The organism is Microbulbifer maximicatervae (SeqCode), assembly GCF_052467225.1.
Window position 1 is genome coordinate 2,398,609 of sequence record NZ_CP174303.1, and the last position, 25,822, is coordinate 2,424,430.

Sequence of the window (25,822 nt, forward strand, 5' to 3'; positions counted from 1 at the left end):
ACTCCCTGTAGGGTAGTGGGCGCTTTAAGTGTTGCTGGCACTATCCACAAATAAGGTTAAGCGCTGTCCGGGTTGTAAATACTTGGACTTGTTTATCTTATTCCAGCGGAGAATATCATCGATTTCGATACTGAATTTATTGGCTATCCGATATAGAGAGTCGCCGCTGCGTACCCGGTAAGAAACCTTGCGGGTAGTGCGGTTGTTCTCTGATACTGCGGGGGAGCCGTTGTAAGCCACCAGGGTGCGTCCAGGGCGCAGGGTGTCTCCCGGTGCCATGCTGTTCCAGCTGGCCAGTTGCTTTACGGTCACATCCAGCTTGCGTGAAATCCCCCAAAGGCTGTCGCCAGGGCGTACAGTGTAATTAACTTTCTGGCCCTTGCCAGAAGACTGCTTGCGTTTAACTCGCTGATCGAGTGCGTAGGCATACTGTCCCGCGGGGCCCGATGCGCTGGGGATTAACAGTGTTTTACCGGCGCGAATATTATTGCTGCGTAGTTTGTTTGTTTCGCGTATCGCTCCGACGGTGGTCTGGTAGCGTCGAGCGATAGTGGAAAGGGTGTCGCCTCGGGCAATGGTGTAGCGCTGCCAGCTTACCCTCTCTTCCTTGGGAAGTTGTGCCAGGGCGCTCTCAAACTTTTCCTGGGTCTCTATTGGAATCAGTAGTTGGTGGTTTCCGTTGGGGTCGGTTGCCCAGCGGTTATAGCCTGGGTTCAGTAGGTACAGCTCTTCTATCTCAATTTCTGCAAGTTCCGCAGCTTGGGCCAGATCGATCTGACTGCCTACATCGACACGGGCGTAGTAGGGCTCATTGGAGACATCATGCAGTGGGATTTTGTAATGGTCCGGGCGGGATATAACCTCCGCCAGAGCCAGCAGCTGGGGTACATAGCGCTTGGTTTCCCGCGGCAGTTTGAGATCCCAATAACTGGTGCCAAGCCCGTTGCGACGATTGCGCTCTACGGCTCTGCGAACCGTTCCCTCACCGGCGTTGTAAGCAGCGAGTGCCAGCTCCCAGTCCCCATCAAAGCGATCGTGTAGGTAGTTGAAGTACTTTGCCGCAGCCTGGGTGGATTCATGGACATCGCGGCGTCCGTCATACCACCAGTTTTGCTCGAGCCCGAAAGAGCGCCCGGTGGCCGGGATAAACTGCCACATACCGGAAGCCCGGGCGTGGGAGTAGGCGAAGGGGTCGTATGCACTCTCGACAATGGGGAGCAGCGCTAATTCAAGTGGGAGATTTGCCTGTTCCAGCTGTTCTGCAACATGGAAAATATAGCGACGAGAGCGCTCCGTTACCCGAGCCATATAGCCCTCGTTGCGGGCGAAGTAAGCAATATATTCCTTAACCTTGGGGTCGCTGGTGTGGTGATCCAGGGCGAACCCCTGACGAAGTCTTGCCCAGATGTCTACGGGGGGAGGGACCGCTTCAGAGGGTTCGTGTTTTTTAACAGCTCGGTCACTCGCGACAGAGGTTTCCTCTGCAGGGATATTTTCAGTTTCAGGCGCAGAGGCCTGTTCCGGTAATTGCGAGCAGGCCCCTACCGTAGCGGCTAGTAATGCTACGGCAAAATTCTTGTGAACCATGTGTGATATCCGCGAGTCTTTCTTGTAATTCATCCTGACGCATTTCAGAACAATTATTGGTAAAGCGCCAGGCATTTGGTCAATTACTTTCGATTCTAATTAGGCAAATTAGTTTCGGTCAATATTGATGGTTAAAAAGTATGCGAATTGCTAGTTTATCACCCAGCCTGAGAAGAGTTTAGGTGAAGTTGGGCGTTTAGAAGTTGTCCTTCCAGCCGCGCAAGCTCGCAAAAATATCTACGTTATCGCTTCCGTCATTTAACTCCGGTCTCGAATTGATAGCTGTCTGCCTAACTTCCGGATACTGACAGCGAAGAAATGGGTTGGTGTCTAGCTCAAGGGCGATAGTTGAAGGCAAAGTTGGCTTGTTTTCTACTCTCAAGGCTTTGCACTGAGCAACCCTTGCCTCAATGGCTTGATTGTTAGGCTCTACCGCTTGGGCAAACTTCAGGTTGGCGAGTGTGTACTCGTGTGCAGGATAAACAAAAGTTGCGGCGGGTAATTTACTGAGCTTTTGCAGAGAATGGTACATCTGCTCTGGAGTGCCTTCGAACAACCTGCCGCAGCCAGCGGAAAAAAGAGTGTCACCACAAAAAAGGTGTAATTGTTCACCGCCTGCTGCTGTGGTTTCATTCAAAACCAAAGCTAAGTGGTCTAGAGTGTGCCCCGGAACAGCGTGTACCTGGAAGGGCATGCCAAGGACCTGTAAGGAATCTCCACCGGCAATGGGGTGAGTGACACCAGGTATGTGCTCGGGGCCATAGACAGGGCACTGGTACTGGTGGCAAAGCGTTTCGATGCCACCGGTATGGTCATAGTGGTGATGAGTAATGAGAATACCGCTGAGCCTGGTCCCCTCTAGGGCCTTTTCTACTGGCACAGCATCACCAGGGTCGACTACCCAGTGCTGGCCATCTTTTTGCAGGTGCCAGATATAGTTGTCATTAAAGGCGGGGATTGGCGTGATGGATAGCATAATCGAATCGTCTTTTCGCTGAATAGCAGAACAATATCATGGAAGGCGTGAGACGGTGTGAATTGTTACCTGAGGACTGGTTTACTTAGAGTAAGGCCCTGGAAACATCGCCCGAGTGTAGAATTGAATAGCTGTTAGATTGATCAATGGAGATATGATGACCGGAAAGAGCAGGCCTGGTAATGATGAGGAGCAATCCCCTCTTGGCAAGGTCTGCCCAGCGCTATCCCATTGGTTTTCCAGTTCGCTGGGAGAGGAGATTCTCTCGCAACAGCTGGCGTTGGCCCAACCCTTAGTGGAGGGCTTTTTCGGTTACCACTTTCTACAGGCCAGTGTGACCCAGTCCGTTGACTTTGGCGCCTCCAGCCGTATCAATCATCGTTTTCGATTGGGGGCAACTTCTGAGCAGGGCGGGGCTGCGATAGTGGAGTTCGAGCAACTGCCCCTCCCCGCCGATTCAATCGATGTAGTACTGCTGCATCACCTTTTGGACTTTTCCAGTCATCCCCACCAAGTATTGAGAGAGGCGGCCAGGGTTTTGATACCCGGTGGTCATATGCTGCTAATCGGGTTTAACCCGTTTTCCTTGCTCGGCTTGTCCCGCCTGCTATTTTCCAGGGGGGCTTACCAGCGCGGAAATCAACTGCGTGCTGCTCGAATTGCCGACTGGATGAATCTGTTGGACTTGCAGGCTGAGAGGGTAGATCGCGGCTTCTTCCGCTTGCCATTACAGCAAAAGGAATTGCTTTCCAAGACGGCTTGGATGGAGCGCCTTGGCTCCCGCTTGCACTTGCCATGGGGGGGCTTTTACATCATAGTCGCCCGCAAAGAAGTGGCACGTGTTCGCACTATTAAAATCAATTGGCGGGCCGAGAGAAAGCCCGCTTTGGTTGCCACCCCGTCGAGCCCTCGCGTTGCAGCACGCGGGAAGCATCAAAAGCGCTGATTTCGCTGAAAATCGGCCCCATATCTAATTTTGGCGTAAGTTTTGAAACAAATTACTATCTATACAGATGGCGCTTGTCGTGGTAATCCTGGTCCCGGCGGTTGGGGTGCCCTGTTGGTGTACGGTGAGCGGGAGAAAGAGTTGTTTGGTGGGGAGGCGCATACCACCAATAATCGTATGGAATTGTTAGCTGCAATCAAAGCTCTGGAGGCTCTTAAACAGCCGTGCAAAGTTGATTTACATACTGACTCACAGTACCTGCGCCAGGGCATTACCGGCTGGATTAACAACTGGAAAAAGAACGGTTGGAAAACGGCGAGTAAGAAGCCTGTCAAAAATGCAGACCTATGGCGGCAGTTGGATGAGAGCGTCTCCCAGCATGATGTGGAGTGGCACTGGGTTAAAGGTCATGCCGGCCACCCAGGCAATGAGCGGGCCGATCAGTTGGCAAATCGCGGCGTCGATGAGCTGGAGTCCTGAGGGGAATATTGCATATGCGTCAAGTGGTTCTCGATACAGAGACAACAGGTCTCGATCCCAAAAGCGGCCATCGTATTATTGAAATTGGTTGCGTAGAGCTGGTTAACCGGAAGTTGACTGGCCGTCACTATCACCAGTACATCAACCCGCAGCGACAAGTGGAAGATGGGGCTATTGAGGTCCATGGAATTACTAATGAATTCCTGGCGGACAAACCCGTATTCGCTCAGGTCGCCGATGAATTTATGACCTTCTGTGAAGGTGCAGAGCTGGTTATTCACAACGCGCCCTTCGATGTCGGTTTTATTGATGCTGAGCTGAGGCTGCTGGGTAATCCGCGCTGGCGCAATGTCAATGCGCATTGTGGGGTTTTGGATACCCTGACAATGGCCCGGGAAAAGCACCCTGGGCAGAAAAACAATCTGGACGCCCTTTGTAAGCGCTACTTTGTCGATAACTCCCAGCGGGATTTGCACGGCGCATTACTGGATGCGGAGATTCTTGCCGACGTCTACCTGATGATGACCGGTGGCCAAACCGATTTGGTGTTGGCACAGGGTGATTCCTCGGAAGGGGAGGAAGGTAAGAAGGCGGAAAATGATGTGGCGGGTGAAGCCATTCGTCGCCTATCGGCAGATCGCGCGCCCCTGCTAGTAGCGCGTGCTACGCCACAGGAAGCTGAAGCGCATCAATCGATGCTAGGTTTGCTGGAGAAATCAGCGGGTAAACACTTCTGGTAGCACATCAATGAAGAGGTGTTCTCTTTAACCTTGATGTTTATTGTGCTTTTCTTTTTCTGAGTGGGTGGGAATTATCAATCCCCACCCATCCAGATAGTCTCTAATACAAGCTCTCTTTAGATCGCGTAGACCACGCAAATCAAAGCAACAATACTCAGTACGATGGTGTAGGGCAGAGCCATGATCACCATGCGGCCATAAGATAGGCGTATGAGAGGTGCCAGGGCCGATGTCAGCAGGAACAAAAATGCAGCTTGTCCATTGGGAGTGGCAACGCTGGGTAGGTTGGTTCCGGTATTGATGGCAATGGCCAGCTTGTCAAAATGTTCTCGGGTAATGTCGCCTGCAGTGAGGGCAGCTTTAACTTCGTTAATATAAACCGTTGCCACAAAAACATTGTCGCTAATCATCGACAAGATACCGTTTGCCATGAATAGCAATCCTGGTTGCTGTTCGGGCTTTTGTGCGAGAACGAAGTTGGTTACAGGCTCGAATAGGTGTTGCTGGTGAATCACTGCAACAATTGCAAAGAAAACCACGAGCAGTGCAGTAAATGGCAGTGCCTCTTCAAACGCGTGGCCGATTCTAGCTTCTTGAACAACGCCGTTAAACGAGGTCAGAAGTACAATAATCATCAGGCCAATGATACCGACTTCGGCAACATGAAATGCCAGGGCAAAAACCAGAACCACAGCGACAATGCCCTGAATCCACAGCTCGGCAACCTGAGCCGAGGTGCGCTTCTTTTCTTCCTCTTTGGAAAAATTAACCAGTACCTCACGTACGGCGCTAGGGAGCTGGGCTCCATAGCCAAACATTTTAATTTTCTCTAAAAAGAAACAAGTAACTAGGCCGGCAAAGAATGTTGGAATGGTTACTGGGGCCATCTGCAGGAAAAACTGTACAAATTCCCACCCGGCTTTCTCAGCGATCAGTAGGTTTTGCGGTTCTCCAACCAAGGTGCAAACACCACCGAGAGCAGTGCCTACGGCGCCATGCATGATCAGGCTGCGAAGGTAGGCTCGAAACTGGTCCAAGTCTTCGCGGTGATACTCCACGACATGCTCATCGTTGGAGTGGTCGTGGTCGTTGTGGTGGTGTGGCTGCTGGGAGGCGACCCGGTGATAGACTGAGTAAAAGCCTACGGCAACCGCAATCAGAACAGCAGTTACGGTCAAGGCATCTAAGAATGCTGACAGTACTGCAGATACAGCACAGAAAAGTAGTGACAGCAGAGATTTTGAATTCACATTAATCAAAATTTTAGTGAATACAAATAGAAGCAGGCTCTTCATGAAGTAAATGCCGGCCACCATAAACATTAGCAGCAGAATAACTTCGATATTCTCAACTACCTCGTGGTAGACGGCATCGGTGCTTGTCATACCCATCAATACGGCTTCAATTGCGAGTAGTCCGCCGGGTTGAAGTGGGTAACACTTCAGGGCCATCGCCAGGGTAAAAATGAATTCACCAATAAGGACCCAGCCTGTTACAAAAGGCCCCGATACATACAGTATTAATGGGTTGAGAAGCAAAAAGGCGGCTATGGTCAATTTGTACCAGTCAGGCGCTTCGCCGAGAAAATTTTCGGCAAAGGCGCGACCAAATCCGCCGCCGGATGCCGCAATGGTGTTGTTGTAAGTGTTCATCATTTACTTCCTTGGTTAACCCATTGGTGTGGGTCAAAATGGAATCTTTGGGAATCGGCGGTGTATGCGAAATAGATACCTGAGCTCAATTATCGCTGCGTGCTTCCCCGGGTTTATTGTGCACAGATTGATTGGTTTTTGTTCTTTAACACAAAAAAACGTACAGCTTTAAACTTGAAAGTAGCAAACGCTACTGGGTTTTCTGGAAAATTCAAGTAATTTAGGGGCTTCAGCCCCGCCGCTAGGTTATTTGTCGATTATTCGGTGGAAATTGTTTGGCGAAAGGTGGACTCTTTTATTTATTGGGGTAAATTGCCCTTAATGAGGCCAGAATCATCCTGATCTGGTTGTTTTTTGTTCGATTATAGGAAGAATGCAGCGGTGCAGCCAAAGACTGAATTGCGCAAGATCAATATCACTTCTGTCAATGTAGTGAAGGATGAGCTGGTAGCTACCATCGATAATGCCGCCTCACACTTGGATAAATTTGCCGCGGATACTTCCCAAAAGCAGGCTCTTGAACAGAGTTTGGCTGCACTCAGGCAGGTCAGTGGAGTATTGCAGATGGTGCAGCTCCAGGCAGCTGAGCTCCTCGCCCAAGAGAAAATCAAAGCGCTTACAGAGGTATTAGAGGAGAGACAGAGCGCCTCAGAAGAACTGATGGAAGCGCTGGGTACAGGTTTTTACGTAATGGGACGCTACTTGGAATTTGTTCAAAGTCGTGCCATTGCCCGTCCAGAATTGCTGATCCCCTATATCAATAATTTGCGCGCGGCCCGGTCCCAGCCCCCTGTGCCGGAAAGTCATTTTTTCCGTTGTAACTTGGAGGGAGCTGTGCCTGGTGCAGGGGCTTCTGCGGTTATGTCGGAAGACTTGAATAGTTTTGTTCGCCGATTCCGTCATATGTACCAGGTTGGTTTGTTGGCTCTGTTGCGAGGTAAACCTCGGGGCCCAGCGTACACGATGATGTCTCGTGCCCTTGAGAGAATCGCAAGCATCACCATGGGGCGCCCAAACGGGCGTTTATGGGTGGTAGCAGGGGCGGCACTTGCAGGCATGGCCTCCCAAGAAATGCGCATCAGTCGATCCCGGGTGATGGTTTTCAGTATGTTTGATCGCTGGCTGCGAGCATTACAAAAAGAGTGCGACACAGCTTTAGATCAGCCTGCGCCACCAATTTTGCTGAAAGAGTGCCTCTATTGGCTGACTCTTTCCAAGCCCGAGGGCTTTGGTGGCAAGTTGCTGGAGGCTTTCTCCGCAGAGCCTCTTGATTACAGTGAAGAGGAATTAGAGCGGGAGCGAGCCACCCTTGGAGGCCCCGGCGCCACGGCAATTACCGCAGTTGCTAACGCCTTAGAGGAGGAGTTGTCCGGTGTGCGCCGAATGTTGGATGACGCTGAGTTAATTGGTACTACTTCCTTGGATGCAGAAGATGGCCTCGCTTCTTCTCTACAGAGAGTGGCCGGTACCTTGCAGATGCTCAACTTTAAGCGGGTTGGAGAGAGTCTGCGCAGCGCGGTTGCGGAATACCAGAGTGCCTCCGGCGCGGGCGGATCCATAGCGGACAGCGCACTGCAGAAACTGACAGGCCAGGTGTTGATGGTCGATAGCACGGTAAGAGCGCTCAAGCAGAGTACTTCTATTGATCTGGATGAATACGGTCATGCGGATATTGCCTTTGAGCACAGCCAACTGGCGGAAGCGGAAGTGGCTGTACTTAAAGAGGCTGAAGCCGGTTTGGCGTTGATTAAGCGAGCGCTGGCGGCCTATGCAGAGTCCGACTTTGATCATGGCCATATTCGCAATGTTTCCACTACTTTGAACTCAGTGCGCGGAGGCTTGATTGTTCTCAACTTAAGTAGAGCGGCGGCCGTAGTTGAAGGCTTGCTGAACTTTGTTGAGACTGTTATCGACCGCCATGATGCCGGTCCTGAAGTAGAGCAATCTTTGCATATTTTTGCCGATGCGATTATCAGCCTTGAGTACTATCTGGGAGAGGTAAAGCTGCATAGGCAAGCAGATATTCAATCCCTCAGTCTCGCTATCGAAAGCTTGACTGCTCTGGGTTATCCCGTTGAGGCCGTATAATTAAGGAGGTCTCCTTGGTAGATAAGTTTGTCCCAGCGGGTAATGTGTGGGCAGTTCCGGAATTTTCCCAGCATATCCTGATTGCTGATGGACTGATTCTCTGCCGAGGAGATTTTTTCCTCCACGACGCCCAGGTGTTGGTAGCGGAGGCTGTTCAATCCAGCCACTACTTGGGAGAGTTAAGTGGGCGGGCGTGTGGTGTCCACGTTTTGTCTCGCCAGGTTGAAATTGCCGGCTATGAATGGCGAAACCTACGCAGCCTGCTGACTTTGGTTGAGGAGCCGATGTTTGCATTGGCTGGGCGGGCGCTACAGATTTCCCATTGGGATAGCCAACATCGATTTTGCGGTCGTTGTGGCACTCCCACCATCTATCACTCTAATGATCGCGCTCGCACCTGCCCGGCTTGTGATCTTACTGTCTACCCCAGAATCTCCCCCTGTGTAATTATGCTTGTTACCCGAGGAGATGAGTGTCTCTTAGCTCGTCACGCCGCGCGTCGAAATGCAACTTATACGGCCCTCGCTGGGTTTATAGAGCCCGGTGAGAGTGCTGAGCAAGCGCTGGTGCGTGAAGTCTATGAGGAAGTGGGGCTCAAAGTGGGTGCCCTGGAGTATGTGGGGAGCCAGTCCTGGCCTTTTCCCGGGCAGTTGATGATCGGGTATTTGGCGGAGTGGCAAGGTGGGGGATTGTGCTTGGACCCCAATGAGATAGAAGAGGCAGACTGGTTCCACTACAGCTCATTGCCAGCTATACCGCCCATACAAACCCTGTCCGGCCGCTTGATCCACACTTTTGTCGAAAAGGCTGCAGCGAAGAACCGCCCGTAAGGTTGGTTTAAAGATGTTGCGCAGTATCAGGGAGTAGAAATCATAATGTATATAGCGATTACCTTTATTATTGCCATCCTGGCGTTGTTGTTTGTGTTTTGGGGGGCGCGAGTCCTGCTATCGGGAAATTGGTTCCTGGGGTTTATACGTGGTTCCGCCGGTCTTTTTCTTTTTGCAACTGCTCTTTGGATTGTTCTGATTGCTGCAGATGTTTACAGCTATAGAAACCTGGCTGAAGAGCATAGTGTTGGCATTGTTTCGTTTCGAAAAATTGCCGAGCAGCAATTTGAAGTCAAGTTTTCTGATTCGGATGGTATAGCGCAAAAGTTTGAATTGCTTGGGGATCAGTGGCAGTTGGATGCCCGAATGCTCAAGTGGCAGGGTCCATTAGCCCGCTGGGGAATTAAGCCCGCTTATCGTCTAGATAGGTTGAGTGGTCGCTATCTCACGCTACAGGATGAGCGAGCTCGCGAGCGTTCTGTCCATGAAATAGAGGGGGCGAACTATGGCGTGGATGTTTGGCAGTTTGTACGCGGTGTTGATCGCAAGTTGCCCTTTGTTGATGCGGTATATGGCAGTGCCACATTTCTACCTATGGAGGACGGTGCGGTTTACGAGGTGCGTATTAGCCACAGCGGTTTGTTGGCTCGCCCCCTTAATCAGCGAGCAACTTCCGCCCTGGAAGGTTGGCAGTAAAATACTGAAGCTAAATAAAAATTAGTTAAGACGGAAAATGGAGTCTAAGTGGAATTTTTAATTGAATACGGCCTTTTTCTAGCCAAAATTGTTACGGTTGTCGTGGCCTTAATGGTGTTGATAGGTTTTATTTTTGCAAATCGAGAGCAGCTGAAAGAGCGTGTTCAGGGTCATATCACAGTTACACATTTGAATGATCGCTATGAGCAGTTTAAAGAAACACTGCTTGAAGCTGTGATGGATAAGCACGAATTCGCCCGTCGTAAAAAGCAAATGGCGAAAGAGAAGAAAACTCAGGAAAAAGCCCTAGCTAAAAAACATAAAGCTGAGAGCAAAAAGCAGCCGGAGAAAAGTGCTGCTACTTCTTCCGACGTTGCTAAAGAGGAAGGAGAGCATGAGTCCAAGAGTATAAAAGGGGAGTTGGTCTCCGAGCGCAAGCGTGTCTTTGTTATGCAATTTAATGGGGATATCAAAGCGAGTGCTCTTTCCCATTTGCGTGAAGAGGTGACGGCCATTCTTCAAGTGGCAGAGTCCGGAGATGAAGTTCTCCTTTGTCTTGAAAGCCCTGGGGGCATGGTGGCGAACTATGGTTTGGCCGCCAGCCAGTTAACCAGGATTCGCAGTGCAGGTATTCATTTGACTATTGCTGTCGATAAAGTGGCTGCCAGCGGAGGCTACATGATGGCCTGTGTTGCAGATCGTATCCTGGCTGCACCCTTTGCGATGTTGGGCTCTATTGGTGTTTTAGCTCAGATGCCGAATTTTAACCGCCTGCTGAAGCGCAATGATATCGATTACGAACTGTTTACTGCGGGCCAGTACAAGCGCACTGTAACCATGTTTGGTGAAAATACTGAGGAAGGTAAACAGAAGTTCCAAGAAGATTTAGATGAGATCCATATTCTGTTTCAGCACTTTGTCGGGGAGTACCGTCAAAAACTCGACGTCGACAAAGTTGCCACGGGCGAGGTTTGGTTCGGGCAAAAAGCCCTATCCTTGGGACTGGTCGATGAGCTGAAAACATCAGATGAGTACTTGACCAGTTGCGCTAAGGACTGCGACTTATATCAGGTGGAATTCAAAGAACGGAAAAATATAGCTAAGAAAATAGGGCTGGCGGCAGAAGCAGGTGTGGAATCGGCGGTCACTCGTCTCTTTTCAAGGCTGGCAGCTCTGCGTCATCAGGCTCAATAGTTGTAACGTTACAGGTTGATAGTGCTGCGGGATATACCCCATGGAAATAGAAAAGGATGAGAGATTTCGGGCAATTCAGGTTGCTGAAGTAGCTGCGGGAAAGTTTGACCAGTCTGTTGTTGAGCGTCAACTTTCTGAGCTTCCCGATAACCCCTTGCTGTTGGCCGTAAGTTATTCATCCTTGAATTTCAAAGATTCTTTATCTGCGTTTGGCAATCGTGGGATTACTAATACCTACCCCCATACTCCGGGCATTGATGCGGTGGGCAAAGTGCTGTTCGATCGGAGCAAGACGTTTCAACCGGGTGCTGAATTATTGGTCAATGGCTACGATTTGGGCATGAATACTTCTGGTGGACTTGCAGAGCGTATTGCCGTTCCTCCGCAATGGGCCTTGCCAGTCCCCGAAGGCCTAACAGCTTGGGAGTCTATGGCACTGGGTACGGCGGGTTTTACCGCCGCGCTTTGTGTTGAAAAGCTCCTGGAGTCCGGCGCATCTCCTGAGGATGGAGAGATTCTGGTAACAGGTTCAACGGGGGGCGTCGGCTCTGTTGCCGTCGCCTTGCTGGCGAAGCTAGGCTTTCGTGTCGCAGCAGTGACGGGAAAGTTGGAGTCTGCTGATTATTTGGCGAGATTGGGCGCATGGAAGGTTCTCGACCGGGATACACTGGCCCCTTTTGCCAATAAAGCGATGGCCAAGCCATTGTGGGCTTGGGCTGTAGATACTGTGGGCGGGGAAACGCTTTTTAATGTCATTAAATCCCTGCGCTACGGCGGCGGAGTGGCTGCTTGTGGTATGGCTTCAGGTGCTCAATTTCACGCCAATGTATTTCCATTTATCTTGCGCGGTATTAGTTTGTTGGGTGTGGATAGCGCTGTTTTACCAATAGAAAAGAAGGCAGAAGTATGGAAGCGGTTGGCCAGTGAGTGGTATATCGGCGATAAGCTCGACAGTATTGCGGAGAATATTAGCCTTGATCAGGCTCCAGAGTTTCTTGCGCGCTTAAATAGAGGGCATGGAATAGGTCGTTACGTTGTAGATATGGCTCTCTAATAGATCTATCGATTTAGAATAATAAGTACACTTAAAAGATTCTATTTATCTTACCAAATATCCCCGACAACTCTGAATCTGAGTTGTATATGGGCTTTTTTCTCAATAGCCTTTAAGCGGACTCTGTTGTTTGCGGGCTTGTTGTATTGGAAGAAAACTTTGTCGACAAGTAACAGTGAAAGTAACAAACCTGGCCAGCGTAACGCTCTGGTTCTTTCTGGGGGAGGTGCGCGTGCTGCCTATCAAGCGGGCGTTTTAAGGGCGCTTGCGGAACTGGTTCCAGAAGATAATCCTCGGCCCTTTCAAATAATCTGCGGCACCTCTGCAGGAGCTATGAACGCGATGCTTCTCGCCTCTCATACAGGTACCTTTAAAGAAGCTGTCGACAGAATGTGCTCTGTTTGGTTGCAGCTTAGTGTTGAGCAGGTTTATCGCACCAGTTGGCGTAGTTTACTTGGGAACCTGTTTTCTATCAGTCGTTCGCTCTTGAACCAAGGTGTGGGTAGACAAAAACCTTTGGCACTCCTGGATAACAGTCCGCTGCGCAGCTTGGTTGAGCGCGAGATAAACTTTGACAATATTCAAAAAAATATTTCGGCTGGGCATTTGCATGCCACAAGTGTTAATGCACTTTCTTATAGTGAAGGGCAGTCCGTCAGCTTTTTTCAGGGAGCGGAGAATGTTAAAGGATGGCAGCGGTTTCGTCGCTTTGGAGTACCCACTCAATTAACCTCGGACCATCTATTGGCGTCAGCAGCAATTCCTGCCATTTTCCCGGCGGTCAAATTGGATGGAGTTTATTTTTGCGATGGTGCTATTCGTCTGATGGCCCCGATTAGTCCGGCACTGCATCTTGGTGCCAAGCGTGTCTTTGTGGTGGGTGTGTCGGACAACCGTTCTCCAGCCCATTGGGGGAGTCGCAACAGTCCTGCGCAGATGGAGTCCCCTTCGATGGCACAAATAGCTGCTCAGTTATTCAATGCCGCATTTATCGATAGCTTGGAGGCAGACTTGGAGCATCTGGATCGAGTAAATATGTTACTTGACTATGTGGATCCAATAGATCACACGGATTTGAAATTGTTGCGTTCGGTAGAGTCGGTTGTTATTGAGCCCTCGCAGAGTTTAGGGCGTCTTAGTGGAAGAAAACTTGGTCACCTCCCCTCGGCGCTACGCTGGTTGTTCCGCTCAACGGGTGCGACCAATCCCGGTGGCGGTGTTTCCGCAGCCAGTTATCTATTATTTGAAAGGCCATATATCGAGGAACTTATCGATCTCGGCTATCAGGATGCCATGTGGGAAAAAGATAAATTGCGTAGTTTCCTACAGCCGGAGCCAGAAGGTAAAACTGAGCGCAAGGGGCTATTTGGGATTCGCAGTAAATCTCAAGAAGAGGCTTCTCACGGTAACCCTGAACACTAATTTTAGTTTCTACTTCCCTTATTGGCGTGACTACCGCCTTTCATCTCAGTGAATATTTTTGCATCAAGTTTCTAAAGGGCGTTAAACGCCCTTAAATCCAATATTGTTCCGCCAAGACGGCGGAATCCTTTAGCATTTATTTTCGCGCTTTCTTATGATTTTCTCGGGCTATGTGTGCCCTCACTTATCCGAACAAGTAGCTTCTATATTTAATAGTGATGTCAATGCTGTCGGGTATTATTCAAGATGTTATCCGTGTTTTTACTCGTGACTCTTTTTTCATTTAGTACAGGTAATCAGGATTTCGCCCAGATGATCGGTAGGGTTGATCGGGTTGAATATTTGGGGGGAGGCTTGGTTGTTTCTGGGTGGGCGTGTCAGAAAGGAGTATTCAAGTCAGTTTCTGTTGGTCTTTATCTAGGTGGAGACAGTAGAAGCGGGTTTCCATTAAAAGTTTCCAGAGCTGATCAGAAGTCGTCAAAGGGAATTGCCAATATATGTGATACCCAGGGCGTTCCCCATGGATTCAAGTTTTATTTGAATTATGAGGAAATGAAAAAGTTTGTAAGAAAGAAGATCTATGTACATGGGTTCTCATCAAATCAAGGCAGATTCAGAGCAATTTCAAATTCTGGTAGATATCGGGTTGGGATTCCCTATATGAAATATACCGATATTACCTTGTTGCGAAGAACTTTTGATTTACAACCACTGGCTACGTTTGATGATCAGCATTTAAATTTAATTCCAATGCCCGGTGATGGCTATGCTCTGGAAGCTCAGTATATTCCTTATGAAAAGGGTTCGGAGAGAATTAGTACATCAACCCAATTAGCCAAATCTGTTTCATCGGCAACTCTCGCTTACGATGTGAAGTTTCATCGGAACTTCGAATTTGTTAAGGGCGGTAAGCTACACGGCCTTGCTGGTGGGGGACAGGCTTCAGGATGCGTACCTATTGATCCGAAGAGTTGGAGTGTGCGGGTTAAGTTTGGTGCGGAGGGTAGGGTTGGGCTCTATACCTATCATCAGGATAGAGTCGCTCGGTGTGGAGATGGGTATCAAGGGAATGACAGTTTTAGATTTGAGCGGGATACCTGGTATCGGATTGAGTTGTTTGTGCAATTAAATAGCAGCGCAAATAATGCTGACGGATATATCGAGCTATTTATAAATGGCAAAAAAATTGTAGAGGAACAAGGGTTGCGGCTGACGGGTAGTGATAGGGTGGCTATTGATAAATTTCAGTTCAGTACTTTTCATGGCGGTAGTTCAGCTTTGTGGTCACCCTCCAAAAAAGTCTATGCCTACTTTGACAATATTTCAGTGAAACAAGGGAGAAAGATATATGGCCTTAAGGGGGCTGTATGCGAAAATGAGAAAGCTGGAATATACAATGGGTCGGGAGCTTGCTGTTCCAGCTCGTGTGGGGCCTGTGGCGGCTCCGGATGTGGCCAATTAAATGGCGGAAGCTCAGCCTGTTGCACATCGGAAATTATTAATTCAGCGCCATTGTGCTCTTATCCTGGGCAAACCGCCCCGTGCACTATGTAAGGCTTGGCTTGAGGGGTTCTGAGTAAATCAGGAGCTTTATAATTTAAAGTTGCCATTTAAATCGCTGAATTAATTGCAAGAAACTTCCCTGTATTTCGCATTGTATTTTCAGCTGAGAACCGCTCACCGGATGTTCTAGCTTGAGTTCAGATGCATGCAAAAGCAGTCGAGAGCACTCGAGCCTGCTGGCAAAGAAACGATTATGGGTTGACTTTCCATATTTCGGGCAGCCAATTAGAGGGTGGTGGAGATGCTTGAAATGCCTTCTTATTTGATGGCGTCGCCCTGTTTTTAATTGGATTTCTACTAGGGAATACCGGCTGGTTGGGTAGCGATCAACCTCATAAGGTAACTCAATAGTCTCCAAGCGTCGGTACAGTGTAACAGCCTGCTGACGTGGCAGATCCGTTTTAGGTCGCTTCCTCTGGTGTTTGAAGTCGGCAACGGGGGGGAGGGCATAGTCAACGACACCTTCTTCTGGGCTATATCCTCTACATACAGCAATATATTTTTTTGATGATAAATCACTTTCCAGCTGCTGCTGTACCTGCGCAGCAATCTCGCTGCTTTTGGCAAAAATAATAACACCGGAGGTAGGCTTATCCAGTCGATGTACTGGATAAAGAAAGCTGCCACATAGGTTCCTCAAATATTGCAAAAGTACACGCTTTTCATGGCGGTCTATTTCTGACCTGTGAACAAGCCACCCCTCTGGTTTATAAGCGGCAAGTAAGTAGTCGTCTTCAAAGAGAATGGTAGGTTCTTGAGTGGTCATTTTGGGGGTGTGGCGACTGGACTGTAATTTCGGTAACACGATTTTATGGCATAGCGAGCCCTCAAGCTATGTTGAAAAGTAAAAGTTGGTTAGTGAATTCAGGGTAGAATTTTTATCGATAGACAAAAAACAGGCTTGACATGGTACCAAATGAGAATAAACTGCACCTAAATTCCATTGCTGATCTAGTTTCAAGGTTGGCATTCTAATTGGCAGTATTTTTGAAGTGGATCGCACCACTAAGGAGCCGTGAAATGCGAAATGTAGATATTAAGAGTTTATTTGTTTAATCGCTTTTCATGCGCTTGAGCTTGGAAAGTGATATTGCTTTCCAAGCCAGACCTTCCAAAAGCCCTGGCAAATGCCGGGGCTTTTTTGTTTTAGCTTGGATTGCCGTTTCAGTTAAGTGGATTAATCCAGGGATAAAATATGCCTGTAAAAACAGTGTTAAATCGAAATGCAGCGCCTGGCACGGTACCGGTAAAAATCTATACCGATGATATTGAGCCCCAGGCAATGCAACAGTTAAAGAATATTGCCCAGCTTCCTATTGTGCACTCCCATGTTGCTGCTATGCCTGATGTGCATTTGGGAAAGGGGGCAACGGTAGGATCGGTGATCCCAACGGTAAGTGCGATAATTCCGGCTGCCGTTGGGGTGGATATTGGTTGTGGAATGAATGCGGTGCGAACTTCGCTACAAGCCCATCAGCTGCCAGACAATCTGAAAGCACTGCGGGACGCCATTGAGGTGAAAGTGCCGGTTGGTCAGGGACGACATAAACTGATCAGCGCCAGGGAATCTGCCTGCAAACTTTTAGCTCCCGGTGTGGATAGATTGTTTTCAAAGTATCCAGGGCTACTGAAGAAACTGCATCAGCCACAAAAAACCTGGGTGACCCAAATGGGTACATTAGGGGGTGGCAATCACTTTATCGAAGTTTGTATTGATGAGAGTGGTGCTGTCTGGGTGATGTTGCATTCAGGGAGTCGAGGGATTGGCAATGCTATTGGTCAGCATTTTATCCAGTTGGCCCGACGGGATATGGCTGGGCATATGCACAATCTTCCGGATAAGGATCTGGCCTATTTCTCAGAAGGCTGCCAGAATTTTGACGATTATATTGAGGCGGTTAATTGGGCGCAGGAATATGCGCGCTGGAACAGGCAGGAAATGATGAAGCTTGTGCTTGGATGCCTGAAGGTAAGCTTGCCAAAGTTTACTTTGACCACAGAGGCAATTAACTGTCACCACAATTATGTTGTTCGCGAGCGCCATTTTGATAGAGATGTATTCGTGACTCGCAAAGGGGCTATTAGTGCTCAGAGAGATCAGTTGGGAATTATTCCCGGCTCTATGGGGGCTAAGTCATTTATCGTGCGTGGGCTTGGCAATAAGGAATCTTTTTGTTCCTGTGCACACGGAGCTGGTCGAAAAATGAGTCGTACAGCGGCTCGCCAGCGTTTTACCAGAAAGGACTTGGAAGATCAGACCCGAGGTGTGCAATGCCGTAAAGATAAGGGTGTTCTGGATGAGATTCCTGCTGCTTATAAGGATATTGACCAGGTGATGGAGAACCAGTCCGATCTTGTGGAAGTGGTGCACACGCTACGCCAGGTAATTTGTATCAAGGGGTAAATAAGGAGGTATCAATACAAGTTTTGAGTGAGAAGATATTTGGAAGAGTGGATCTACTAAAAGTAAAAGGTGAAGTTTTATGAAAAAGAAAGAAAAAATTCGTAGTTACGTTGCGCGTAATCCGCTGATGAGAAAGGGCGGTGCCCACGTAAAGGCAAAATCTTCGGGTCGTTTCGCTAGCAAGCAGAAGCTGCGTAAAGAGGTGCGGGAGTGCGACTCCCGCCCCCAGGCTTTTGCTGCTATTTTTTCGTTGATATCGCCTCTTTAGTTAGCCGTGTTCTCTGCTAGCCTATTTCCCATCAGGCCAGTTGGGTAGAGCTTCCAAATATACCCAGCGCTTCTTAAATAACTTAAATAGTGAAATTTCGTGAATCAGGTGTTCTTGGTCATTTTCTGTATACCAAGCCTTAAATTCCACAATCGACTTTTTTAGTCCCGCCTTACTCTTAATAACTTCCAATCGTGTCCACTGGGTTTCAATATCCTCAGCTTGCAGTTCTGGGCAGGTGTCGGGATGCCAGGTTTTTTTCAGGTACCGAAAATTTCCGGTTGCAAAGGCCGTATAGCGACTGCGCATAACCGCTTCTGCATTATTGGGGTAAGCCTTTCCCGACAAATAGAGTCCGCAGCAGTTATCAAGGGGCTTGCCCGATCCACAGGGGCAGTACCGATCCGTCATAAATCATCTCTCCAGCGTGAACTTAACGCTCTCGTAACACTTTTTAACCATGTTTTCTGGTGAGGGAGCGTAGCATAGCTTGACCTTTGAAATGTTGCCGCTAAGATACCGACCAACCGGTTGGTTTTGATTGATGATGCCCAGGAGGTCATGTGTCGAGAGTCGACAAAGCTGCCATTGTCCGAGCAGCAGAAGAAGTAGTCCGGGATCGCGGGGCGCGCAAGTTGACCCTGGATGCGGTGGCTGCACAGTGCGGGCTCAGCAAGGGCGGTTTGATTCATCATTTTCGAACTAAGCAGTCACTCCTGAAGGCGATGCTGGAGGCGGCAATTTCTCGTGAAGATGACAGTGTTGCCACTTTTGTGTCCTCCGGGGACAGCTTGTTGGTGTCGCGCTTGAAGAGCATTTTTGAATTGATGGAGGACGACAAGGGGCTGCCTCGCTCACTGATCGCCGCCGTGGCCGAAGACCCCATGTTGCTGGGGCCGGTAAAAGACAAAGAGGAGCAGCAGCGTCGCGATATCTGCGATGCGTATCGTGACCCGGAAATGGCGGAACTGCTAATCCTGGCGGCCCAGGGCATGTTCCTGGGTCGCGTACTCGGTGTGGTTGAGTCTGAAGATCCGATTATTGAACGTTTACAGGGACGTCTGCTGGCGCTCTCTGCCGACCTGAACTAAAGGTCAGCCCCAGTTAATACAGTTTGTGGATGATGAATATGAATATATCGCCAAGATCGCGTTTCTCATTGGCCGTTTTGATCGCAGCAGTTGCAGTTCTGGCAGGATGCTCCGAATCGAAGACGGAGCAGGCGCAAGCAGAGCACGTCTGGCCCGTGAAAGTAGCTACCGTTGCCAGTAATAACCAGGTCAAAGATCGACAGTTTGCCGGTCGTGTTAAGGCAGTGCAGAGTGTCGACCTATCTTTCCAGGTCGGTGGGAAGCTGGACAAGCTCACAATTCGCGAAGGTGAAATTATTCCAAAGGGAACCCTGATCGCAGAACTTGATCAGCGGGATTACCTGCGCAGGGTAAAAGAAGCACGATTAAATGTAGAGTTACTGGAAAAAACCCTCAATCGTCAACGCTCTCTGGCAGGGTCAAAAGTTATTTCACAGCAGCAGCTGGATGAAACGAAAAGTAACTTTGACTTGGCTAAAGTTACCCTGGAACGTGCTGAGCAGGACCTGGCATATACCCAGCTAAGGGTTCCATTCGATGCTTTGGCGACCCGCCAGCTGGTAGAGAATTACACCAATGTCCAGGCCGGCCAGGCAATTGTCCGTTTGCAGAATATTTCTGAAGTTCGAATTCAAATCTCCGTGCCTGAAAAGCTGTTGGCCACGGTTAATGAAGAGCAAGTCAACTCCATGACCGCCGAATTTGAATTTTTGCCGGGCAAGGAGTTCCCACTTACTTACCGTGAGCACCAGGCTGAGGCAGACAGCGTTACCCAGACTTACGTTGTCGAGTTTGGAATGCCCCGCCCCGAAAATGTACAGATCCTTCCCGGCATGACCGCTCGCGTTAGTGTGAAGTTGAATAAAGCGAGTGGTGATCTGTGGGTTCCCCTTTCAGCAGTGCAGACTGGCCCGGAAGGTAAGCCCTATGTTTGGCAAATTAATGCAGACCAATCTGTTTCCAAGGCTTCCGTGACCCTGGGGCGTACTGATGGTGAGTCGGTGCAGATTAAAGATGGCATTAGCCCTTCTATGAAACTGGTTGCTACCGGCGGCCAGCACCTTTATGACGGTGCAAAAGTACGCAATTACGCACAGCACTAATTAGTGTGTTAGCTCTGGCCCTGTTAACAGTAGGGAAAATGTTGTGAAGATTTCTGACATATTTATAGAAAAGCCAGTTTATAGCTGGCTGTTGATGCTGATTTGCTTAATCGGTGGTCTTTGGGGGCTTTCAGATATTGGTCGCCTCGAAGATCCTGCGTTTACGATCAAGGAAGCCCGTGTTTACACCTTCTACCCAGGCGCCAGCGCCCAGCGTGTAGAGGAGGAGGTCACCGAAAAGCTTGAGGTAGCCATCCAGCAAATGGGACAGCTGGACAAGGTCTCTTCCACTTCAAGTCCGGGAATGTCTGAAATTCGGGTGGAAATCAAAGATCAGTATGCCTCGCAGGAACTTGCCCAGGTTTGGGATGAATTGCGGCGCAAGGTTAATGATGCTCAAAGTGACCTGCCCAGCGGTGCTTTACCCTCCATTGTGAATGATGACTTTGGTGAGGTTTACGGTATTTATTATGCGATTACCGGAGAAGGGTTTTCGCTGACTGAAATGCGTGAAATTACCAAAGCGATTCGCCGGGAGTTACTGGGAGTTGAGGGGGTTGCCAAGGTTTCCCGCTCAGGCATTATCGACGAAGTGGCTTACCTGGATATTGATGAATCCCGCCTGGCCCAGTTTGGTTTTTCCCTGGATGACTTAGCGCAGGTACTGCAATCTGAAAGTTCGACCCAGAAAGTCGGCGAGATTGGAGGTCAGGATTTACGTACCCGCATACTGGTTGATAATCCTGCAAGTGACCTGGAATCCATTCGTAATATTCTCGTCGGCGTGCCCGGTTCTACTGCGATGCTGGCCGTCCGTGATATCGCCGATATTTCTCTCGGTTACGATGAGAGCCCCAGCTTTATTGCCCGATTTGATGGTAAGCAGGCCATTCTGCTGGGTGTGGCCGGTGCGGAAAATACCAATATCGTGAACGTTGGCAAGGCGGTAGAGGCCAGGCTGGAGCTGATTAAACAGGCATTGCCCCTGGGTGTAGAAATCCATCCTATTTACGAACAGCACCAGGTAGTAGAGGAGAGTGTTGACGGTTTCCTCTTTAACCTGGTTTCCTCTGTCGTGATCGTTACTCTAGTACTTTGTGTATTTATGGGCTGGCGATCCGGTGTTGTGGTTGGCACTGTCCTCGGTTTGACCGTTTTGGGCACCGTGTTAATCATGAACCTGTTTGGCTTGAATTTGCAGCGGATCTCTCTCGGTGCCCTGATTATCGCCATGGGTATGTTGGTTGATAATGCCATTGTGGTTGCCGAAGGGATGCTGATGGGGGTTCAGAGAAAAGAAGAGCCTAAGAGTGCTGCCAGGCGCGTAGTCCGCCAGACTTTCTGGCCACTGCTGGGTGCGACCATTATCGGTATTATGGCGTTCTCCGGTATCGGTCTGTCCGATGATGCTACTGGCGAATTCCTTTTCTCCCTGTTTGCGGTAATTGGTATCTCCCTGCTACTCAGCTGGATACTGGCAATTACTATTACTCCTTACTTGGGCTATCACCTGTTTAAGCCGGGTAAGCAAGCCGACTCAGATGATCCGTACGATGGCCGCTTCTACAACATGTATTCCGGTGCTTTATCAGGAGCGTTGAAGCGCAGGGGCCTGACCATTGCAGTACTTATTGTGGTGACCCTGGCCAGCTACTTTGCTTTCGGGTTTGTGAAGCAGGGGTTCTTCCCCAATTCAAATGCTCCTCTTTTTTATGTTAACTACTTCATGCCTCAGGGCAGTGATATTAACCGTACAGACAGGGCGCTTCAGGAAGCGACTGCATTCTTCCAGGAACAGGATGAAGTTGTCTCCGTAACGGCGGTAGCTGGTCGCGGGGCTGATCGCTTTATGCTGACCTATGCTCCCGAGCCACCCAATGCGTCTTATGGCCAGTTGATTGTTCGCACTGAAAACCGGGAGCAAATCCCCCAGTTGATTGAGAGTGCCAAGGCGAAGTTGCGTGTAGCGCAGCCGGAAGCATTGATTACTTTCAAGCGCCTGGTGTTTGGTCCCGGTGGCGGATCGGATGTTGAAGTGCGTATTTCAGGTCCGGATTACCAGACACTGCGTACCTTGGCGGTCAGTGTAGAACAGCAGTTCCGTGAAAAAGGACTGGAAGATATTCGTCACAACTGGCGCAGCAGAGAGCCTACTCTGCACGCACATCTGGATGATGAGCGGGCGCGAGTTGCCGGGGTTACCAATGCTGATGTCAGCCGTATGATTCAGTTTGCCACTGCAGGTTACACCGTTGGCGACTTTGAAAGCGGTGACCGTATTATCCCTATTGTTGCCCGTATGCCAGAGGGAGATCGCAATCAAGTGGGTTCACTGGAAGACCGCTTGGTGTGGAGCCCCAATGAGCAGGGATATATTCCGGCAGGACAGTTGATTACTGATTTCGAGTTAACCGCTGATGAAGGATTGATCCAAAGACGCAACAGGGTGCCGACTATTACCATCAGTGCGGATGCGCCTGAAGGTGTTACGGCAATGGCAGCCTTTGGTCGCATACGTCCCTGGGTTGAAGAGATGAAGTTGCCACCAGGCTTCAAGGTTGAATTCGGTGGTGAGTACGAAAGTTCTACCGATGCGCAGAAGTCGTTAGGTAAAGGTTTACCCTTGGGCTTCCTGATTATGATCCTGGTGTCGATACTGCTGTTCGGTACTGTTCGGGAGCCAGTGATTATCTGGCTGGTTGTTCCTATGTGTCTCGTCGGTGTTGTTGTCGGGTTGTTGGCGACGGGATTACCATTTGGATTTATGTCTCTTCTCGGTGTCCTCAGCTTGTCTGGTATGTTGATTAAAAATGCCGTGGTATTGGTGGATGAGATTGAGGTTCAGACCCACGCGGGCCTACCGAGATTGACAGCTATCCAACGGGCCAGCGTTAGCCGTTTGCGTCCGGTATTCCTTGCCGCTGTCACTACTATTTTGGGAATGTCCCCGCTTCTGTTCGACGCTTTCTTTGCGGATATGGCGGTGACAATTATGGGTGGGCTTGGATTTGCTACGGTGTTGACACTGATTGCAATCCCTGTGTTCTATGCGGTATTCCACAAAGTGAGACCCAACGAAGTAATCGGCGGGGAAACTGAAACCAAGGAGCAACGCAAAGAGGCGGCTATTAGCGAACCTGTATCCGTTTAAAACATGTTTGCCCTAATTTGGGGCTGATCTAAGAGTCCCGTACCAAGTTACTATTCACTTGGTACGGGATTTTTTTTGTCTTCGTTTTTTATCCATAAATTATAGGGTTGTTTTCTGATAGGGAGATTTTCATTGAAATATATGAAGACCTTTGTGCAGAAAATTAAATTTATTGAACTAAATTATTCTTCGTCTGTAATCAAACCTTATTAAGTCTGTCATTTAGCACAACTACTCTATGCCGCCTTTATAACTGGAACCGCCTTCGGGTGGGGAATCAACGCATTGGAGTGGCAATGAAAAATCATAAATTTTTCAAAAGAGCAGCGTTAGCTATCACTATACCGGCAATTTTGGCTGGTTGTAGTGACGATAATGATGATCCGGTAGTGGTAACTCCAGATCCGGAAGTGCCAGAGGAAGTCAGTCTATTTGAATCAGTTGCTGGTTCTGAGGCTGCTGCGCATATTGGTCCTTCAACAATGCAGGTACCACATGTTGTCGCCACGGCTGAAAACGTCAAGGTAATTAATCTGCTCAGCAATGGTTATCTCCCCACCGATTACTCCAGTGAAAATGTTCCCCAACAGGATATGCTTCCTATATTCGAGGAGCACCCAAGTCTCGATGCTGCGGATACAGATGGCCTTTATGTATTGTCTGGAGAACCCGATGGTTTGGGGTATCTGGATAATGACGACGATACATTTACCCTGTTTATGAACCAGGAACACTACAACTTTGTTGGCGGTGATGGGGTGGTGCTGGAGAACTCAAATCGCAGTCTCCGATCGACAGGCACCTTCATTTCAAAGTGGGTAATCAATAAAACCACCGGGGAAATTGAGGGTGGTGAGGACCTGATTAAAGGTGTTTATGCCTGGCGGCGTACCCTGTATGACACGGATGGTGAGGTTGCTGAATATCCAGGATATACCTACGTAACACAAATGAAACCCTATTTTGATGCGGATGGGGACCTTGTGAATACGGGAGCATTCGAACGTTTCTGCTCCGCAACTCTGCCAGCTGAAACTGCTTTCTATAATGCGGAAAGCGGCAAAGGTACCCAGGTGCGGATGTTCTTGACCGGCGAAGAGAGTGACGGTGGCGAGAGCCTCAAAACTTATTATGATGGTTTGGTTGAGAAGCGTGGTTATGAAGGCCTTCGATTTGATGCTTTTGGTAGCATCAGTGGTGAGGCGAAAGCCAAGAGTGAGATCGAGTCTGTCTACGAGTACGACAAATCGGAAATTTATATCGGTCGCGGTATCGCTGTTTTGACAACCGGAGACAATGCTGGTGATGCTTATGAATTGCCACTACTCGGTAAATCTCGCTTTGAGAATATCGTACCCAACTATAAAGCACAGGATAAAACCATACTGCTGTCTGTCGATGATGAACGGCCTCGGGGTGATGAAGATGATGCTTATCGCAATGGAGGTTTTCTCACAGTCTATGTTGGTGAAAAAACCAATGAAGGCAGTGAAGTTGATAAGGCTGGCTTGACCAATGGTGAGCTGTATGCGGTTCGGGTTCTGGATAGCGATGGCGCGCCGGTGGTTGATTTTAGTGATAGTAACAATCGAGCGCTGTTTGACGATAACGAATTGATGTTTGAGTTGGTACAACTCTCCAGCCAGGATACCGACGGAGATGGGAAGCCAGAAGATATTCGCGATATGAGCCAGCAGGCCTTCCGCATTCATACCACTGGAATGGATGTCTCCCAGTGGCGTTCCCCGGAAGATGGTGATTGGGACCCATTAGATCCCAATAGCTTTTATTTTGGAGCCAAGTACGGTGTATACCAGCTTGAGTTTGCGGATATCACCAATCCAACAGATGGTGGAATCATCAAGAGAGTAGTGAGTAGCAAATCCGATGGCGATATAACTGACAACTATGAGAATTTCGACAATATGGCAGCGGTTGCTGGTGTCGATAATAAGACTCGCTTGGTGTTGCAATTTGATAAATCTAATTATTACTCACCAATCTACGTTCTCGACCCTGAAACCGGAGAGATGATTCGTGTTGCCGAATTTAACCCGGAAATTATCGGCGATAGTGAAGACGAGCTCGATCTGAAGATCGAGAAACAGCTGGCAAGTGGAGAATTGGAAGCTGAGCCTACTGACGAAGAATACCAAATGCTGTTGGAAGAGCATGTGGAGAGTAAGCCCTACCGTCAATACTACTCACAATCCTCCAAGGTTCGCAGTGGGCTGGATGATACCGGGATAGAGGCTGCGCTCTCTACCGATGCTGAAGCATCCGGGGTTATTTATGTGGGCGATATTCTGGGTGATGGTTGGTTCTTGAGTTCAACCCAGTTTCACTATGATTTTGAAGGTCGAGTGGATAGTTACCTGAATTCCTTTAATGTGCGTGACCAAAAAAATGGTCCCTCTACACAATTGATTCAGGAAATGATGGCCGGAGGACAGTTGCACGCAATCTATATCCCTCAAGCGGTAGGGCTGGACAAGTAGCAAAACTTATCGTTGATATATTATGCCCTGTCAAGCGTTAATCAGGCAGGGCATTTTTATCAGGTGTAAAAAAATTGAT

General features: G+C 49.0%; 21 protein-coding genes. 16 read left to right on the plus strand and 5 right to left on the minus strand.

Annotation, left to right across the window (positions count from 1 at the left end; genetic code table 11):
- Positions 1-24: 24 nt before the first annotated feature.
- Positions 25-1,587: a LysM peptidoglycan-binding domain-containing protein gene (locus tag ACJJIZ_RS10610; protein ID WP_444905765.1), complete on the minus strand. Its 1,563-nt coding sequence runs from the start codon at positions 1,585-1,587 to the stop codon at positions 25-27.
- Positions 1,588-1,783: 196 nt separating this feature from the next.
- Positions 1,784-2,563, minus strand: a complete 780-nt coding sequence (gene gloB / locus ACJJIZ_RS10615) for a hydroxyacylglutathione hydrolase (protein ID WP_444916098.1) — start codon at positions 2,561-2,563, stop codon at positions 1,784-1,786.
- Between the two features lie 157 nt (positions 2,564-2,720).
- Here gloB and ACJJIZ_RS10620 point away from each other — a divergent pair, with 157 nt between their 5' ends.
- From ACJJIZ_RS10620 to dnaQ, 3 genes are read left to right on the plus strand one after another with little or no spacing between them, the layout of a single operon-like run.
- Positions 2,721-3,509 (plus strand): class I SAM-dependent methyltransferase, encoded by a 789-nt coding sequence (locus tag ACJJIZ_RS10620; RefSeq protein ID WP_413665180.1) that lies wholly within the window; start codon positions 2,721-2,723, stop codon positions 3,507-3,509.
- 42 nt (positions 3,510-3,551) lie between these two features.
- Entirely contained in the window at positions 3,552-3,989 is a 438-nt protein-coding gene (rnhA, locus tag ACJJIZ_RS10625; protein ID WP_413665181.1) for a ribonuclease HI, read from the plus strand.
- A gap of 14 nt (positions 3,990-4,003) precedes the next feature.
- The gene (gene dnaQ / locus ACJJIZ_RS10630; RefSeq protein ID WP_444916099.1) at positions 4,004-4,729 is read left to right on the plus strand and encodes a DNA polymerase III subunit epsilon; all 726 of its coding nucleotides are present in this window, start codon (positions 4,004-4,006) and stop codon (positions 4,727-4,729) included.
- A gap of 116 nt (positions 4,730-4,845) precedes the next feature.
- Here the strand turns inward: dnaQ and nhaB are convergent, their stop codons facing one another.
- Positions 4,846-6,381: a sodium/proton antiporter NhaB gene (gene nhaB, locus ACJJIZ_RS10635; RefSeq protein ID WP_444913384.1), complete on the minus strand. Its 1,536-nt coding sequence runs from the start codon at positions 6,379-6,381 to the stop codon at positions 4,846-4,848.
- Between the two features lie 381 nt (positions 6,382-6,762).
- On the opposite strand from nhaB, the gene ACJJIZ_RS10640 reads away from it, so the two are divergent.
- The 7 genes from ACJJIZ_RS10640 to ACJJIZ_RS10670 all read left to right on the plus strand — a co-directional run bounded on the left by ACJJIZ_RS10640 (position 6,763) and on the right by ACJJIZ_RS10670 (position 15,219).
- Positions 6,763-8,469 carry a FimL-related protein gene (locus ACJJIZ_RS10640; RefSeq protein WP_444916100.1) on the plus strand — a complete coding sequence of 569 codons (1,707 nt, stop codon included), beginning with the start codon at positions 6,763-6,765 and terminating at the stop codon, positions 8,467-8,469.
- A 14-nt stretch (positions 8,470-8,483) separates the two neighbouring features.
- A complete protein-coding gene (gene nudC / locus ACJJIZ_RS10645) occupies positions 8,484-9,299 on the plus strand; it encodes an NAD(+) diphosphatase (RefSeq protein WP_444916101.1) in 816 nt (271 codons plus the stop codon).
- Positions 9,300-9,344: 45 nt separating this feature from the next.
- A complete protein-coding gene (locus ACJJIZ_RS10650; RefSeq protein ID WP_444916102.1) occupies positions 9,345-9,995 on the plus strand; it encodes a cation/multidrug efflux pump in 651 nt (216 codons plus the stop codon).
- Between the two features lie 48 nt (positions 9,996-10,043).
- The gene (sohB, locus tag ACJJIZ_RS10655; protein WP_282933417.1) at positions 10,044-11,189 is read left to right on the plus strand and encodes a protease SohB; all 1,146 of its coding nucleotides are present in this window, start codon (positions 10,044-10,046) and stop codon (positions 11,187-11,189) included.
- Positions 11,190-11,229: 40 nt separating this feature from the next.
- Entirely contained in the window at positions 11,230-12,243 is a 1,014-nt protein-coding gene (locus ACJJIZ_RS10660) for a YhdH/YhfP family quinone oxidoreductase (protein WP_444916103.1), read from the plus strand.
- 159 nt (positions 12,244-12,402) lie between these two features.
- Positions 12,403-13,665, plus strand: a complete 1,263-nt coding sequence (locus ACJJIZ_RS10665) for a patatin-like phospholipase family protein (RefSeq protein WP_444916104.1) — start codon at positions 12,403-12,405, stop codon at positions 13,663-13,665.
- A 660-nt stretch (positions 13,666-14,325) separates the two neighbouring features.
- Entirely contained in the window at positions 14,326-15,219 is an 894-nt protein-coding gene (locus tag ACJJIZ_RS10670) for a polysaccharide lyase (RefSeq protein ID WP_444916105.1), read from the plus strand.
- Positions 15,220-15,262: 43 nt separating this feature from the next.
- On the opposite strand, the gene ACJJIZ_RS10675 is transcribed toward ACJJIZ_RS10670, so the two are convergent.
- Positions 15,263-15,994, minus strand: coding sequence for a pseudouridine synthase (locus ACJJIZ_RS10675; RefSeq protein WP_444916106.1), 732 nt, complete (start codon positions 15,992-15,994; stop codon positions 15,263-15,265).
- A gap of 429 nt (positions 15,995-16,423) precedes the next feature.
- Here ACJJIZ_RS10675 and ACJJIZ_RS10680 point away from each other — a divergent pair, with 429 nt between their 5' ends.
- Together ACJJIZ_RS10680 and ACJJIZ_RS10685 are read left to right on the plus strand one after the other, a co-directional pair.
- Positions 16,424-17,632 (plus strand): RtcB family protein, encoded by a 1,209-nt coding sequence (locus ACJJIZ_RS10680; protein ID WP_444916107.1) that lies wholly within the window; start codon positions 16,424-16,426, stop codon positions 17,630-17,632.
- A 79-nt stretch (positions 17,633-17,711) separates the two neighbouring features.
- Positions 17,712-17,900, plus strand: coding sequence for a hypothetical protein (locus ACJJIZ_RS10685; protein ID WP_413665191.1), 189 nt, complete (start codon positions 17,712-17,714; stop codon positions 17,898-17,900).
- A 21-nt stretch (positions 17,901-17,921) separates the two neighbouring features.
- Here the strand turns inward: ACJJIZ_RS10685 and ACJJIZ_RS10690 are convergent, their stop codons facing one another.
- Positions 17,922-18,311 carry a YchJ family protein gene (locus tag ACJJIZ_RS10690; protein ID WP_444916108.1) on the minus strand — a complete coding sequence of 130 codons (390 nt, stop codon included), beginning with the start codon at positions 18,309-18,311 and terminating at the stop codon, positions 17,922-17,924.
- Positions 18,312-18,463: 152 nt separating this feature from the next.
- On the opposite strand from ACJJIZ_RS10690, the gene ACJJIZ_RS10695 reads away from it, so the two are divergent.
- The 4 genes from ACJJIZ_RS10695 (at position 18,464) to ACJJIZ_RS10710 (ending at position 25,743) form a co-directional block, all read left to right on the plus strand.
- A complete protein-coding gene (locus tag ACJJIZ_RS10695; RefSeq protein ID WP_444916109.1) occupies positions 18,464-18,991 on the plus strand; it encodes a TetR/AcrR family transcriptional regulator in 528 nt (175 codons plus the stop codon).
- Positions 18,992-19,029: 38 nt separating this feature from the next.
- Positions 19,030-20,094 carry an efflux RND transporter periplasmic adaptor subunit gene (locus ACJJIZ_RS10700; protein WP_444894309.1) on the plus strand — a complete coding sequence of 355 codons (1,065 nt, stop codon included), beginning with the start codon at positions 19,030-19,032 and terminating at the stop codon, positions 20,092-20,094.
- A gap of 43 nt (positions 20,095-20,137) precedes the next feature.
- Positions 20,138-23,245, plus strand: a complete 3,108-nt coding sequence (locus ACJJIZ_RS10705; protein WP_444916110.1) for an efflux RND transporter permease subunit — start codon at positions 20,138-20,140, stop codon at positions 23,243-23,245.
- A gap of 296 nt (positions 23,246-23,541) precedes the next feature.
- Complete coding sequence (locus ACJJIZ_RS10710; RefSeq protein WP_444916111.1) at positions 23,542-25,743, plus strand: hypothetical protein; 2,202 nt, start codon at positions 23,542-23,544, stop codon at positions 25,741-25,743.
- The last annotated feature ends 79 nt before the right edge of the window (positions 25,744-25,822 follow it).